Origin of the sequence: Acinetobacter sp. YH01018 (assembly GCF_013420295.1) — a bacterium.
Classification (GTDB): Bacteria; Pseudomonadota; Gammaproteobacteria; order Pseudomonadales; family Moraxellaceae; genus Acinetobacter.
The window spans coordinates 1-14247 of the sequence record NZ_VOYL01000057.1 but is presented as its reverse complement, the minus strand read 5'-3'; the positions used below and the strand labels follow the sequence as shown (position 1 = coordinate 14247).

Below are 14247 nucleotides of genomic sequence, written 5' to 3'. Positions count from 1 at the left end.
GCCTATTTAAGTGATGTGCTGAAAAGGTTGCCAACACATAAAGTGACCCAGATTGAAGAATTACTGCCACACCGCTGGAAACCCAACTCAAATTAAAAAATAGCTATGGGGTTCAGCGCACGCTTACCATTTTTCAAACAATCCACAATAATCAGTCCATAGATGAATGGGAAGCGATTTCTATTCGCCAGTTATTCCTATCTATTTATATTTATTCAAAACCTGATCTAAGATTGAAACATTTTAGTGTTCCGCAGCTAAATCAATCATCAACCAGGTAAAAAAAACTCCGCCAGTTAGGCAGAGTTTTTCAGTTTCAGATTTAAATTATTCCGTACAGCACTTGCTACAGCCTTCTACTCTTTCTGTTGGCCAGTTCATTCTTGCGCGTTTATAGGCGAGTTCATAATTTGCAAAGTATCCAATCAAAATCTGGTCATCCGATTTTGGCAGGTCTTCGCAGCCCAGTGTCGCATTGTGTATATAGTGTATGCCTTTAGCTGCAGGTTGTTCATCTACAATAAATTTGATCATTGATAGTTCCCCGAATAATTTTTATAAAGTTGAACCACAATAAACCCATATAAAATTTATGGATTTAATTCAATAATATAATTATGCCTTTATTGGGTAAAAATCAAGCGATTTTACATGAAATATCCGTGACATTCTTTAAATAAATATTTCTTAAAAATTTTGTGTAAACATATATTTTATTTGCATTTTCAAAGCAGGTTTTCCTGTGATGTTTTTGTCCAAAGCGTACCCAACATATCAGCATAATAATCAATATCAGGACACAGACAAGGCTAAGACAGAATGGATAGCAGAGTCGCCCAAATTCATTCAGCTGTGGAAATCACGGAATTTGTAATTCCACCTATAATCACGCTTGATACACTACGATAGAATGCCCAGCCAACAAAAAAGCCCTATGGATGAATAGGGCTTTTGTTCAAAACAGAGGATAACTGTTTGATAGGTGCTGCTTAGGCAATTTTGTTGTTAAATTGATTGCCAAGGCATTTGGTACACGGTGGTAGACGATCAGTACCAATTTCTAAGTAGGTGCGGTGTCCGCATTTGACACAAAAATAGAAGCCTGTTCCGGGTTTAGAGCCAGCAGTAACCATTTTTGTTCTCCATAGGTTTTAGAAATGGTGAACCTAGTATACCCCTATCGTGATGATTGTCTATTGATCATTTCAAAAATTGATGGTGGCATAATTGCAAAAAATAATTTCAAATAACAATTTTGACTGCTTTACAGAGATTTGCTGATCCAATTCTCAACTTGCAGTCCGTCGACTCGTAAGAATTCTTTTTCATTGTTGGTGACCATGACCCAATTATTTGCGCGGGCATGTGCAGCCAACCATAAATTATTATTCCAATAATTTGACCTTATTTTTGGAATTGATAACATATGCCACAATAATTCAAAACTACTACATTTCTTGAATCTAGAGTTTGTATTTGTTTAGATAGATTTTTCAGCACTAGAGTGTAATTTACCTAAAATAATGGCAGCTAAGAATAAGTCTGAAAAATGAGGCTAACTAAACTTACTCCTTAACTCTGATGACTGATTTTGATGATGTAACTATAAAACTTAAGCTTATTGAAATTTTATTTTTTAAAATCCTAATTTTTTGTCATCATCTTTTTTAATTCAGTTAATTTCAATAAAGGATTTCCTTTGTGCAGCATGCGATGACAATTAGAACAAACTATTGCTAAATCTTCTAATTTAGTTTCAATTAATCCATCAGCTTGATGTAATGGAACCAAATGATGAACCTCACAAAAGCCATCACCTATTGCACCATATGTATTTTTAAAGTTAAAAGAACAAACTTCACATTCAATTTTTCCTGTTTGAGCAAATACTATTTGCTTTTTTTCTGTCACTATTTTTCTATTTCTCTCCCTAATCAAATGTGTCTTAAATCTAGGATTTCCTTCAAGCCCAATAATCTCTTCCTCAACATCAGGTAAACTATCAAAAAAATTATTACTTTCAATATATTCTTGTACTCTGCTAACAAGATTTCTAGCCTCAGGTGCTTGAGCATACCATACATTACTTTGACCAATTCCACCTTTAACAGCTCTTGGAATTAAGATAGTCCTCTCATTAACAGGGATAAGGTATGCATCAACAAAATTAGCTTCTATAAAATAAAAATCTAATTTATTTTTTTCATGAATATCAGATATTTTTAATAACTTTCGGGGCTCTTTATAAACTTTAGCATTTTTATACCATCCAACAACTACAGTACCACCACTATCTGGTCCTGCTGTCCATACTACGGTTACGCCATCAGCAAACTCATCCCCCTTACCAGCTCCTAATTTTTTAATATCAATTTTTCCTGAGGAACGGACATATCCAAATACTTTTCCATCTACATTAGTAAAATTACATACCTCATGACCAATTGAATGATCATTGAAAGCCCCTCCTCTTTTAGGTATATCTCCTTTAGCTCCATTATAATTATCCATCCAACCTACATTACAAAATAATATTGCCATAGCCTACCCTTAATTTTCTTTTTTAATAAACAAAACCCCACTTAACAGTAGGATTTTTTAAAACAATATCAATAACTTTTAATCTTTAATCCTCCCCAACCCTCCTTTTTCAAAGGAGGGAGTTCCCCTCTTTCGCAAAGAGGGGCTAGGGGAGATTTTAAAAAAGATTAAGCCACATTCCCTTCCAAGAAATCCTGTGCAAAGCGTTGCAATACACCACCCGCTTCATAAACAGAAACTTCTTCTTCGGTATCCAGACGGCAGGTTACAGGTACTTCAACAATCTGGTTTTTACCATCATCAGTCGAACGTTCAATGACTAAAGTCAAGGTCGAACGTGGCGCAATATTACCTACTACGCTATACAGTTCCGTACCATCCAGCTTTAAAGTCTTGCGGTTAGTACCCGGTTTAAATTCAAGTGGTAATACGCCCATACCGACTAAGTTAGTACGGTGAATACGCTCAAAACCTTCGGCCACAATCGCTTCCACACCGGCAAGACGCACACCTTTAGCTGCCCAGTCACGGCTAGAACCCTGACCGTAGTCCGCACCCGCAATAATGATTAACGGTTGCTTACGGTTCATGTAAGTTTCAATCGCTTCCCACATACGCATCACTTCACCTTCCGGCTCGACACGCGCTTTTGAACCCTGCTTGATGGTACCGTCAGCACGAACCACCATTTCATTGAACAGTTTCGGGTTGGCCAAAGTCGCACGCTGCGCAGTCAAGTGGTCACCACGGTGCGTTGCATAGGAGTTAAAGTCTTCCTCAGGCACGCCCATTTTATGCAGGTATTCACCCGCAGCTGAATCCATAATAATCGCATTTGATGGCGATAAGTGGTCGGTAGTGATGTTATCCGGCAAGATCGCCAGCGGACGCATGTTTGTCAAGGTACGCGGTGCAGCCAAAGCTCCTTCCCAATACGGCGGACGGCGGATATAGGTACTTTGCGGACGCCAGTCATACAGTGGACTTGCCGCTTTTTCACGCTCGCCCAAATCAAACATCGGGATATACACTTTTTTAAATTGCTCTGGTTTTACCGCAACTTTTACCAGCGCATCAATTTCTTCATCCGATGGCCAGATGTCTTTGAGGTAAATCGGATTACCATCTTTATCGTTGCCAAGTGAATCTTTTTCAATATCAAAACGAATCGTTCCGGCAATCGCATAAGCAACGACTAATGGCGGAGAAGCCAGGAAAGCCTGTTTTGCATAAGGATGGATACGACCATCGAAGTTACGGTTACCTGAAAGTACCGCAGTGGCATACAGGTCACGGTCAATAATTTCTTGCTGAATTTTTGGATCTAGCGCACCCGACATACCGTTACAAGTCGTACATGCATAAGCGACAATACCAAAACCGAGTTTTTCCAGGTCGTGCAGTACACCCGCTTCTTCAAGGTAAAGTGCAGCGGCTTTAGAACCCGGTGCAAAAGAGGATTTTACCCAAGGCTTACGGGTTAGACCCAACTCATTTGCCTTACGTGCCAATAAACCGGCTGCCACTGTATTACGCGGGTTAGAGGTATTGGTACAAGAAGTAATCGCCGCAATAATCACCGCACCATCCGGCATTAAGCCTTCTGCTTCTTGCGCACGAGCGGCCTCTAAATTACCCGCAATGCCTTTTTCTTTCAGGTCAGCCGTTGATACACGTGCATGCGGGTTTGACGGGCCGGCAATGTTACGAGTTACCGTTGACAAGTCGAAACGCAGTACGCGTGGATATTCCGCCTGTTTCATGTCTGAAGCCCAAAGACCAATTTCTTTGGCATATTGTTCAACCAGTTTCACCTGGTCTGCTTCACGACCGGTTAAAGTCAGATAATCAATGGTGTTCTGGTCAATATAGAACATCGCCGCAGTTGCACCATATTCAGGTGTCATGTTAGAGATGGTCGCGCGATCACCCACCGACATGCTGTCTGCGCCTTCACCAAAGAATTCCAGATACGCACCAACGACACGTTCTTTACGCAGAAATTCAGTTAATGCCAACACGATATCGGTTGCGGTAATGCCTGCCTTACGCTGACCCACCAGTTCCACACCAATAATGTCTGGCAGACGCATCCAAGATGCACGGCCCAGCATCACGTTTTCAGCTTCCAAACCGCCCACGCCCACAGAAATCACGCCCAAGGCATCGGTATGCGGAGTATGTGAATCGGTACCGACACAAGTATCCGGGAATGCCACACCTTCACGGTTTTGAATCACTGGAGACATTTTCTCCAGGTTGATTTGATGCATGATGCCGTTGCCCGCAGGGATCACATCAACATTTTCAAAAGCAGTTTTGGTCCATTCAATAAAGTGGAAACGGTCTTCATTACGACGGTCTTCCACTTCGCGGTTTTTACGGAATGCATCCGGATCAAAACCGCCGTATTCCACCGCTAAAGAGTGATCGACGATCAGCTGGGTTGGAACAACCGGGTTGACTTTAGACGGGTCGCCGCCCTGGTCGGCAATGGCATCACGGAGGCCTGCAAGGTCAACCAGTGCAGTTTGCCCCAAGATGTCATGACACACCACTCGTGCCGGATACCAAGGGAAATCGTGATCTTGTTTACGTTCAATCAGCTGACGTAAAGACTGTTCCAGAATGGCAGGATCACAACGGCGTACCAGCTGTTCGGCAAGTACTTTTGAAGTATAGGGAAGTTTTGCATATGCGCCTGGCTGAATATCTTCTACGGCTTGGCGTACGTCATAATATTCGAGCTGGGTACCTTGCAGTGGTTTGCGGTAGTTGTTGTTCATAGCTTACCTGCCTCTTGAATCATTTTTTCTTTACTACGTAATTGTTGTTGCGAGTTACAATCGGTTCAACGGCATAGTACACCGCCGAAAAGCCATTTCCCAAATCTTTTATATTTCATATATTTAGATATAAAAACAGGTGTTTTGGAAACAAATTGTTACATATTTTTTGGGATATTTGCTCTAATCGTGCTTTTTTTGGAAAAATAGCGGGAAATAGGCCTCATTCTTTAGTATTAGATGTCCCTAAGCGAATACAAAACAATCTTGTTCTGTAATATTTTTCCCAATCGTTTAAGTAGATGTAAAGCTTATATTTTTTATATTGCATTCGCTCTTGTCAGGCATTAAAACCTAAAAAATAGCGTTAAGCTGCAAATCTGATGATCTAGCACTGCCTTCGATGCTTATCTTTTGAATATGCTTGTTGGGTAATACCTATTTTTCATCATTCCATCATTCTAAACCCTTCAAATATGACGTCAGAAAAGATCTTCACCTTACAAAAAATTGATAAAGGGTAAAAAATTTTGGTCGCCATTTTTATGTTAGAGCAGCGATTTTAATGCTAATGATTTTGTCGCTTGCCCGCATTCATTTAAACAAAACTGCATATTTCCGAATTTCAGTAAAGCTATAGCAATCTGGGCTTTTTGTTTGCCTATCTGCACTGCATGCTGCAAAATATCTGCACTAATGATTTGTGAAATATATCCAGAGGCTAGTCATGTCAACGTCTACTGCTTTTACACTATTCACTTTAAAGGGTGTAGATGCACAAAAATTCCTTCAGGGCCAAGTGACTTTAAATGCTGAGGCATTAGCCGAAAACCTGACTCGCTATACCGCGATCTGTAGTTTAAAAGGACGAATCCAGTTTGGCTTATGGCTAAAAAAAATTAGTCCGGAAAGTTTTGAAATTGTGGTCACTGACGATCAGGCCGAAGAATTTGCCAAACACATTAAAAAATTTGGTGCTTTTTCGAAAATGAAGCTGGAACAAGTCGGCCGAGTTTTCCCTACGCTCAATGGCGATAGCACCGATTTTTCTAGCACTGAAACCGATATCGCAGCTTGGCAGCTGCAAGCGATTGAAGCCGGTCAGGCCTGGATTGAAGCGACAACGGCACAAGAATTCCAGCCGCAAGAACTGCGTTTGCATCAGCGTGAAGGCGTACATTATGACAAGGGCTGCTATTTGGGTCAGGAAATTATTGCACGCCTCTGGTTCAAGGCCAAACCGAAACACTGGCTGCATTTGGTGCAAGGTAGCGGTGATGCTCCTGCTGCTGCAACCCAGTTAAACAATGATGTTGAAGTGATCAACAGCATTGCTGTGGATGGCGGTTATAAAGCCCTGGTCGTGGCAAAACCTGCTGCGCTTGAAGAGCTGGGGTTACAAGTTCTAGATTTGCCTGAAGCTTTAAATGGTGATGTAGCACGTCCACAGTAAATCTTGAAACTTTAGATATTTAAGCTTTGGATATATGCTGCACTGAGCCTCCATCTTTGGAGGCTTTTTTATGCATTTGAAGGGATACTAAACCGATCACATTTCCGGATTAAAAACCATGAAACAGCTTGTTCATGTCTTTGCAGACATATTCTTTAAATGAATAATCACGCGCATGCTTGGCATCAAATTTTGCTTCAAGCTCACCTTTTTTAAAAATATAGACACGGTCATCTTTACTGACCAAATATTCAGCCCCCAGTTTCATCAGCAAAGCATCCATTTTTTCTTCTTCAGGAATATTGCTGTCCAGATTGACCCGATCATAGGCACGTTTAATGGCTTTAATGAACATTTATCTACTCACACATTAATTCAGCCGCGATTTAAACAAAGATTGGCTGAAAAACAAAGTGCCGTTTCGCTGCTGCGTATTTTTCTCTGATCATTGTGCTTGATGGTTTTAAATTTTAAGCACAAAACAATTCATCTACAAAGCCCTCACCCTACTTAAGCTTGCTTTAAGATTTTCTACCCAAAATCGAGCCAGTAACAATTATGTAAATATCTATGAAATATTATGGTAATGCACCCCTCATGTATTTACATTCACATAAATAAACTTATGATGTTAAAGGAAGGGTTCCATATTCATTTTTAAGCACATAAATGGAATTAAGATTATGTTTATAAAAGGTTTTTTAAAAATATGAAAAGAATTATACTTGCCAGCCTGATCGCTTTGTCTTCAAGTTTTGCGATGGCTGAAATGACAACCACTTCTGTTGATCCTGCATTTGCCAAAGTAGAAACACTGGTCAAAGCCAACGATATGAAAGGCGCTTATCAGGAGCTGGATAAACTAGCAAAAACAGGAAATGCACAGGCACTTTATAATTTGGCCTACCTGACTCAAACCGGTCAGGGCACCACCAAAGATGAGAAAAAAGCCATCCAGCTGTATCAAGAGTCTGCAAACAAAGGCTATCCGGTAGCCAACTATGTCCTAGGTAAAAACTACATGACCGGTACTTTAGGTCTGCCCCAAGATACTAAAAAAGCCAAACAGTATTTAGAAAAAGCATCCAAGCAAGGTTTTGATGATGCCAGCGTAGATTTGGCCGTATTACTGTTTTCTGAAGGTACAGCAGCATCAGATAAACTGGCTTTACAAAAATTGGACCCGCTGATCAAAAAAGGCAATTATCAGGCCATTCATGCCAAAGCGTTATATGACATCAGTCAGGGTTTTAAAAACAAAAACGAAGCGCCAATTAAGCAAGGCTTAAAAAGCATTCAGGATCTGGCACAAAAAGGCTATATTCCCGCTTTAATGGCTGTAGGTAACATGTTTGCCAACGGTAAAATCGTTCCGCAAAACCTGCCTGAAGCGAAAAAAATTTTTGAGGCTTTAGCCAAAGAAAATATCCCGCAAGCCAAACAATCTTTAGCTGTGGTGGATAAAATGATTGCCGAACAGGCCAAAAACCCACCTAAAGCTACTGCTGAAAAGAAAAGCTAATCACTGCAGAGATGATTAAAAGCCTCAATTCCGGGGGCTTTTTTTATGCCTATTATTTTGTTGCTATTCATGCTGACCGTAAAATTTTAAGCCCACCAGACACTAATTAACACACTCACCACAATGAATCCTAAAATGGTACTCATCAATAAAGGAGTTAAAGTTTTTTCATTTAAACCATACGCTTGACCTAACATGGCAAAAATGGTCGGCATCGGCAAAGCGGCAATAAGCGTTCCAGCATAGACCATTTCCTGACTCACATTGGTTAAATAATTCAAACCCAGGAACATCAGCAAAGGCATGATCAGGTTACTGGAAATCACCAGATAAAAGCTTTGCAGATTCACATATTTCAGCGTCAATCCCACAATCCCGCCACCAATCGAGAATAAGGCTAAAGGCGATGCAGTTTGTCCAAGCAGGGCCAAGACCTGATCCAGCTGTTTAGGAATATGAATCTGAAAGATGGCGCAGGCTATCCCCAGCATGACGCCCATAAACAAGGGATTTTTCAATAAAGTAACCACCGTGCTCTGGAGGATTTGGGCAAAACTTGCCTTTTGTGAGTTTCCCAGTTCCGCCAGAATCAGCACTGCCGGAATAAGCAGCACACTTTCAATGATTACCACCAAAGAGGTATAGGTCATCGCCTTTTGTCCCAGCAGCAAGGATAATACCGCCGTACCAATGAGCCCGGTATTCGACATGGCAGCACCTAGCGACAAAACTGAAGACTGTGAACGGTCATTTTTAAAGTAATGGGAAACAATAAAAAATGCCGCAGCATATAAAATAAAAGTCACGCCGCTATAGACAAGAAAGTATTCGGGATACCAGATTTCATGCAAATCTTTTGCGGCCAAGGATTGGAAAAATAAAGCAGGTAGCGCAATTTTAATGACAAAGGCCCCAACAGCATTGACTTGCTCTTTTGTTAAAAGCTGAAAATTTACCGAAAGATAACCTAAAGCTAATAAAAAAAAGATCGGTACGATGACCGTAAAGACCATATAGAATTTGTCCTTTCAATAAATAAAATTACTTGCCCAGACTCCGACTCTTTAGAGTCTGAGCATTAAAACATTCAAGCGAAATATCGGGATGAAGCATTAAAAAGCGCTAAACAACGCTTTTAATCCACGCGGCTGACAGCGCAAATATTGCGGTGCAATTTGAATATTTTCACCCAACTCTGCGGCAGCATGCCATGGCCAGCGCGGGTCATACAGCATAGCACGAGCTAAAGCAATTGCGTCAGCTTGCTGATAATGTAAAATTCCTTCGGCCTGCATGGCTTCAGTAATTAAACCCACAGCAATCACGGGAATGCTGACGACCTGCTTAATGGCATGAGCAAATGGAACCTGATAATTGGCTTCCAGATGAATATTCTGATCGATATGCAAGCCACCACTCGACACATGGATATATACTGCATCGAGTTGTTCCAAAGCCTTGGCCAAACCGAGCGAAGATTCGATATCCCAACCGTCATGCGCCTCCATCCAGTCCGTTGCAGAAATACGCACGCCTATAGGGTAGCCTTCTGGTACCGCATTTTTCATGGCCTGAAAAACTTCCAGCGTCAAGCGAATGCGGTTCTCGAAACTGCCGCCATATTCGTCCTGACGCCGATTCGATAATGGTGACATAAATTGATGCAGCAAATAACCATGTGCTGCATGCACTTCAATTAAGTCAAAACCGGCATCCACAGCACGCTTGGCAGCATCAGCAAAGTCTTGAATCACTTGCTGGATTTCATCTTTACTCAGCGCATGCGGTGCATGATCGGCTGGATTAAAAGGAATGTCACTGGCAGAAACTGTTTGCCAGCCATGAGTCTCTGTCGGCTTAAATTGACCTCTTCCATTCCAAGGTTTATCGGTTGAGGCTTTACGCCCTGCGTGTGCCAATTGCACTGCAAACGGCATAGGCGAAAGTGTCTTTATTTTTGTCAGTAATGCCTTAATCTGATCACGCTGTGTATCATTCCACAATCCCAAATCGGCATAACTGATCCGCCCTTCCGCTTGCACTGCGGTGGCTTCAACAATACATAAACCGGCACCAGACAAGGCATAATTAGCCCATTGCTGCTCATGCCAATAGGTCACCTCCCCTTGTTCAGTTGCCGAATACTGACACATTGGAGCAATTACGATTTTATTGCTCAGTTTTAACGAACCAAATTGAATTGGTTGAAATAATAACGCCACGCTTAGCCCCCTGTTAGAATACCTTGCTCACACTTAATCCCGCACTCCAGTTCAAACCATCTGCGGGTTCAAAGAAGCGTCCATTACCCTCATTTACAATCACTGAACCGACATAGTCTTTATCCAACAGATTATCGACTCGCGCAAAAGTCCGGACTTTCCAGTCGGCCTGTTTCCAGACATAACCGACATTGGCCGAAATGATGCTATAACTTGGTGCGGCATCGCTATTTACATCATCTACATAGACCTGATCCATATAGCGGACATCAAAACCCGCATTAAAGCCGATTTCCGGCTGCCAGCCTAAAGAGGCAAATGCCTGATTTTTAGCGATACCCGGAATCTTGTTGCCTTTCTGCACCATACTGTCCGGAATCGCTGCATCAAATGTAGCATCAATATAGCTGTAGCTGGCCTGAGCAGTTAAATCACGCCATAGATTTTTGTTCCAGGACAGCTCCCCCCCTTCACGCAGCGTTTTATCCGCATTCTTATAGGTCGCACGGCCATCCACTGTTCCAGCAGAAACAATATCGTTTTGTGTTTTGCTTTGGAAGACTGCAGCCGTGAAATTGCCCCACATATTTTGTGCTTTCACACCCAGTTCATAATTATTACTGCTGGCGGGCTTTAAATTAAAGTTTATGCCATCGTTTGCTGAATAGGCCATTTCGGTAAAGGTGGGAGTTTCAAAACCTTTGGCATAGCTGGCATAAACATTGAACCGGTCATTCATTTTCCAGCTTAAAGCCACTGAAGGTAGCACCTGGTCATAGTCGGTCTTGCCGCTATCATCGCCATTGCCTGTGACAATATAGTGATCGTTGGACTGGTAATGTACATTGCTATAACGCAGTCCTGTGTCCAAGGTCCAATTGGGTAAAAAATCCCACGCGGCTTGAAGATAGGGATCTAAATTCCATAAAAAATTCTGTTCATCACGGCGTAGCTTCCCTTTTACGCCAAATTGCCCATTGGCATCAAAGTTTTCATAACCCTGGCGGTCTTCATCCATATAATCAAAGGCCAGACCTGCTGTTACACGTGTATTGGGTAAAAGATTCTTTCCAGTCCAGCGAATATCAGTGCCGTAATAATCACGGCTGAAATCAATCACACCGCCGGCATGGCGTGAGTTTATTTGAGTTGCCGAAGGAATCGACTGATACTGGGTCACTTCACGATGTCCCAGATAAGCCATAGCATACAGTTCATGCTGGTCATTGATCGGTTTAGACCAGGTCAGACCGGTCTGGGTTTGATTAATTTCCTTGCGCACGTCATAGATATTGTTCGCATCATTGACCTGTTTGGGATTGGCTTGCCACTGCTGGCGGGTCAAACCTTGCGGATCATCGGCATTTATATCAACATGATTCATAATCCAGTTCAGTTTAGAGCCGTCATCCAGATTCCAGGTCAGTTTGGCATTACTCAGTACTTTATGCGCAGCACTGTGGTCACGGTAGCCATCAGTATCAAAATAAGAGGAACTGAGCACATAACTCGGCTCACCGGCCCGATCTGCACCACCTTGCAATATCACATTGGCACGGCTTTTATGCTGACTGCCAGCTGAATAGCCCAATTCAATGGAATCTTTGCATGCTCCCTGTTTGGTCGTGGTCAAAATCGTTCCGCCAGAGGAATTGCCATAAAGTGTAGAAAATGGCCCACCCAGTACTTCAATATGATCCAGACTGCTTAAATCAATATTTGAGGTCTGGCCCTGCCCATCCGGCATGCTCGCAGGAATACCATCGACATATAAACGGATACCACGCACACCAAAAGTTGAACGGGCACCAAAGCCACGCATGGAAATCTGTAAATCCTGGGCATAATTTTCGCGGTTATTCAGCTGTAAGCCAGGTACACCTTTTAAAGTTTCAGAAAGATTTACACCGAGATTATTCGTATTGTTATTTTGTTCGATTCGATATACTGAAGCAGGTGTTTGCAGCCAGTCAGTATCGCTACGTGTCGCTTCTATTTTAATGACGGGAAGCAAAACCGGGTCCGTAGAATCAGGGGCAGCATAAAGATGCTGGCAGAGGCATGCTGTCAGGTAAAATAAAGTCTTAGAAAAGAGAATCTCGTAATATTTACCTGGCATAGCTTGCTCTATATCTTATTAAAATACTGTTTGAAAGCTTAAACGAACTACCCGCATAGCGTTTAAGTTTATTTGTAGTATCAGGGTTAATGACCCCTTCAGATTGAGGAAAAGCATGAAGCAATCGGCGAATTAAAATGACTGCTAGAATCAGTCCATTGCATCTATTAACAAATTGCAACAAGCATATAGATTTTTTAAGACTCCCTTGCAATCCCCTCTTAGCAGTCCAATATTAAGCACAAAGTTTTCTTGATACATTTGATCCTATGCCTGAATTACCTGAAGTTGAAACCACCAAAACCAGTCTCTTGCCACTGTTGGATCAAACCGTTTTAAAGGTAGAAGTCCGTCAGCCGAGCTTACGTTGGCCTATTCCTGAAAATATACAAAAGTTGGTGGGTCAAAAATTGCTGAAACTCACCCGCCGTTCCAAATATATTTTGGCAGAGTTTGAACAAGACAGTATGCTCTGGCATTTGGGCATGTCAGGCAGTTTCAGATTATGTACAGCAACAGACGAACTGCGCAAACACGATCATCTGATCATTCAATTTGAAGATATTGAACTGCGTTATCATGATCCGCGCCGTTTCGGCTGTATTTTATGGCTCGATCAAGACTCGCAAAGCAAACTGATTGATACTTTAGGGCCTGAACCTTTGAGTGAAGCATTTAATGCTGAATATCTGTTTGAAAAATTTAAAAAGAAAAATGTAGCAGCGAAAGTGGCGATTATGGATAACCACATGGTGGTGGGAGTGGGCAATATTTATGCAACGGAAAGTTTATTTAACGTAGGGATTCATCCTGCTCAACCGGCTTCTAGCCTGAGTTTTCAGCAAATTGAACAGTTAGTTATAGAAATTAAACGTATTTTAAAACAGGCGATTGATCTCGGCGGCTCGACCTTGCGTGACTATACCAATGCCATGGGTGAAAACGGCTATTTCCAGCAAACCCTGCTGGCTTATGGTCGTGCCGGTGAAATGTGCGTGAATTGTGAAACCACGTTGGAAAATTTAAAACTCGGACAGCGTGCATCGGTATTTTGTCCAGAGTGTCAGCCCCTAAAAAAAGTTAAAATAGCCCACCAGAAAGCCATTAAAGGAAGCCAAGCATGAAATCTGCCATCGTTCGACATATCTTGGTCAAAGATAAAGTGCTGGCTGAACAGCTGAAAAAGAAAATTAAGGATGGGGCTGATTTTGCCAAAATTGCCAAACAGCATTCCACCTGCCCTTCGGGCAAAAAAGGTGGCGAACTGGGTGATATCAAAAAAGGCCAGTTAGTCGGTCCGATTGATAAAGCCGTATTTACTTTGCCTGAACGTGAACTGCATGGCCCAATCAAAAGCCAGTTTGGCTGGCATTTGCTGGAAATCAAGTTTCGGATGGATTAGTAATCTTTGTTGCTCCTTCCTCCTTTTAGGAGGAAGGCTGGGATGGAGGTAAACCTCTCCCTAGCCCTCTCCTAAAAGGCATAGGTATCTACACATCTTTAGGTACCTAATGCAATTGTTGCGATTTCATTCAGTTCATCTATTGAATATTCCGAGAGCAGTTGAAGAGTGTTCAGTAAAATCGAAAGTCCTGCCAATATTG

At 41.9% G+C, this 14247-nt stretch carries 13 protein-coding genes; 5 read left to right on the top strand and 8 right to left on the bottom strand.

Features of this window, described 5'->3' with window-relative positions; genetic code table 11:
• A partial coding sequence (locus FTT83_RS14075) for a transposase domain-containing protein (protein WP_150993715.1) occupies positions 1 to 96 on the top strand: 96 nt, incomplete at its 5' end.
• 231 nt (positions 97 to 327) lie between these two features.
• On the opposite strand, the gene FTT83_RS14070 is transcribed toward FTT83_RS14075, so the two are convergent.
• The 4 genes from FTT83_RS14070 to acnD all read right to left on the bottom strand — a co-directional run bounded on the left by FTT83_RS14070 (position 328) and on the right by acnD (position 5327).
• A complete protein-coding gene (locus FTT83_RS14070; RefSeq protein WP_180044588.1) occupies positions 328 to 534 on the bottom strand; it encodes a hypothetical protein in 207 nt (68 codons plus the stop codon).
• 455 nt (positions 535 to 989) lie between these two features.
• Complete coding sequence (locus FTT83_RS14065; protein ID WP_086197667.1) at positions 990 to 1133, bottom strand: hypothetical protein; 144 nt, start codon at positions 1131 to 1133, stop codon at positions 990 to 992.
• Positions 1134 to 1644: 511 nt separating this feature from the next.
• Positions 1645 to 2541: an HNH endonuclease gene (locus FTT83_RS14060; protein ID WP_180081683.1), complete on the bottom strand. Its 897-nt coding sequence runs from the start codon at positions 2539 to 2541 to the stop codon at positions 1645 to 1647.
• 167 nt (positions 2542 to 2708) lie between these two features.
• Positions 2709 to 5327 (bottom strand): Fe/S-dependent 2-methylisocitrate dehydratase AcnD, encoded by a 2619-nt coding sequence (gene acnD, locus FTT83_RS14055; protein WP_180044026.1) that lies wholly within the window; start codon positions 5325 to 5327, stop codon positions 2709 to 2711.
• Positions 5328 to 6054: 727 nt separating this feature from the next.
• Between acnD and FTT83_RS14050 the strand changes: the two genes are divergently transcribed.
• Positions 6055 to 6780 (top strand): folate-binding protein YgfZ, encoded by a 726-nt coding sequence (locus FTT83_RS14050; protein ID WP_180044024.1) that lies wholly within the window; start codon positions 6055 to 6057, stop codon positions 6778 to 6780.
• Positions 6781 to 6889: 109 nt separating this feature from the next.
• Here FTT83_RS14050 and FTT83_RS14045 read toward each other — a convergent pair whose 3' ends face one another.
• Positions 6890 to 7135: a hypothetical protein gene (locus tag FTT83_RS14045; protein ID WP_086197672.1), complete on the bottom strand. Its 246-nt coding sequence runs from the start codon at positions 7133 to 7135 to the stop codon at positions 6890 to 6892.
• A gap of 354 nt (positions 7136 to 7489) precedes the next feature.
• Between FTT83_RS14045 and FTT83_RS14040 the strand changes: the two genes are divergently transcribed.
• Entirely contained in the window at positions 7490 to 8302 is an 813-nt protein-coding gene (locus tag FTT83_RS14040; protein ID WP_166170843.1) for a tetratricopeptide repeat protein, read from the top strand.
• Between the two features lie 86 nt (positions 8303 to 8388).
• Here FTT83_RS14040 and FTT83_RS14035 read toward each other — a convergent pair whose 3' ends face one another.
• The 3 genes from FTT83_RS14035 to FTT83_RS14025 form a co-directional block, all read right to left on the bottom strand.
• Positions 8389 to 9315 carry an AEC family transporter gene (locus FTT83_RS14035; protein WP_180044022.1) on the bottom strand — a complete coding sequence of 309 codons (927 nt, stop codon included), beginning with the start codon at positions 9313 to 9315 and terminating at the stop codon, positions 8389 to 8391.
• Positions 9316 to 9414: 99 nt separating this feature from the next.
• Positions 9415 to 10524 carry an NADH:flavin oxidoreductase/NADH oxidase gene (locus FTT83_RS14030; RefSeq protein WP_180081687.1) on the bottom strand — a complete coding sequence of 370 codons (1110 nt, stop codon included), beginning with the start codon at positions 10522 to 10524 and terminating at the stop codon, positions 9415 to 9417.
• Between the two features lie 13 nt (positions 10525 to 10537).
• Positions 10538 to 12643 (bottom strand): TonB-dependent receptor, encoded by a 2106-nt coding sequence (locus FTT83_RS14025; protein ID WP_180174938.1) that lies wholly within the window; start codon positions 12641 to 12643, stop codon positions 10538 to 10540.
• Positions 12644 to 12912: 269 nt separating this feature from the next.
• Here FTT83_RS14025 and mutM point away from each other — a divergent pair, with 269 nt between their 5' ends.
• Both mutM and FTT83_RS14015 read left to right on the top strand, forming a co-directional pair.
• Positions 12913 to 13767 carry a bifunctional DNA-formamidopyrimidine glycosylase/DNA-(apurinic or apyrimidinic site) lyase gene (mutM, locus tag FTT83_RS14020; protein ID WP_086197676.1) on the top strand — a complete coding sequence of 285 codons (855 nt, stop codon included), beginning with the start codon at positions 12913 to 12915 and terminating at the stop codon, positions 13765 to 13767.
• Positions 13764 to 14045: a peptidylprolyl isomerase gene (locus FTT83_RS14015; protein WP_180044018.1), complete on the top strand. Its 282-nt coding sequence runs from the start codon at positions 13764 to 13766 to the stop codon at positions 14043 to 14045. The genes mutM and FTT83_RS14015 overlap by 4 nt, the downstream gene beginning before the upstream one ends.
• Positions 14046 to 14247 lie beyond the last annotated feature (202 nt).

What these genes read in the sequence shown, in the direction of transcription:
- FTT83_RS14050 (WP_180044024.1), top strand. Translation starts at nt 6,055, where the DNA reads ATGTCAACGTCTACTGCTTTTACACTATTCACTTTAAAGGGTGTAGAT.
- mutM (WP_086197676.1), top strand. Translation starts at nt 12,913, where the DNA reads ATGCCTGAATTACCTGAAGTTGAAACCACCAAAACCAGTCTCTTGCCA.
- FTT83_RS14015 (WP_180044018.1), top strand. Translation starts at nt 13,764, where the DNA reads ATGAAATCTGCCATCGTTCGACATATCTTGGTCAAAGATAAAGTGCTG.
- FTT83_RS14040 (WP_166170843.1), top strand. Translation starts at nt 7,490, where the DNA reads ATGAAAAGAATTATACTTGCCAGCCTGATCGCTTTGTCTTCAAGTTTT.
- FTT83_RS14060 (WP_180081683.1), bottom strand. Translation starts at nt 2,541, where the DNA reads ATGGCAATATTATTTTGTAATGTAGGTTGGATGGATAATTATAATGGA.
- acnD (WP_180044026.1), bottom strand. Translation starts at nt 5,327, where the DNA reads ATGAACAACAACTACCGCAAACCACTGCAAGGTACCCAGCTCGAATAT.
- FTT83_RS14045 (WP_086197672.1), bottom strand. Translation starts at nt 7,135, where the DNA reads ATGTTCATTAAAGCCATTAAACGTGCCTATGATCGGGTCAATCTGGAC.
- FTT83_RS14025 (WP_180174938.1), bottom strand. Translation starts at nt 12,643, where the DNA reads ATGCCAGGTAAATATTACGAGATTCTCTTTTCTAAGACTTTATTTTAC.
- FTT83_RS14070 (WP_180044588.1), bottom strand. Translation starts at nt 534, where the DNA reads ATGATCAAATTTATTGTAGATGAACAACCTGCAGCTAAAGGCATACAC.
- FTT83_RS14065 (WP_086197667.1), bottom strand. Translation starts at nt 1,133, where the DNA reads ATGGTTACTGCTGGCTCTAAACCCGGAACAGGCTTCTATTTTTGTGTC.
- FTT83_RS14035 (WP_180044022.1), bottom strand. Translation starts at nt 9,315, where the DNA reads ATGGTCTTTACGGTCATCGTACCGATCTTTTTTTTATTAGCTTTAGGT.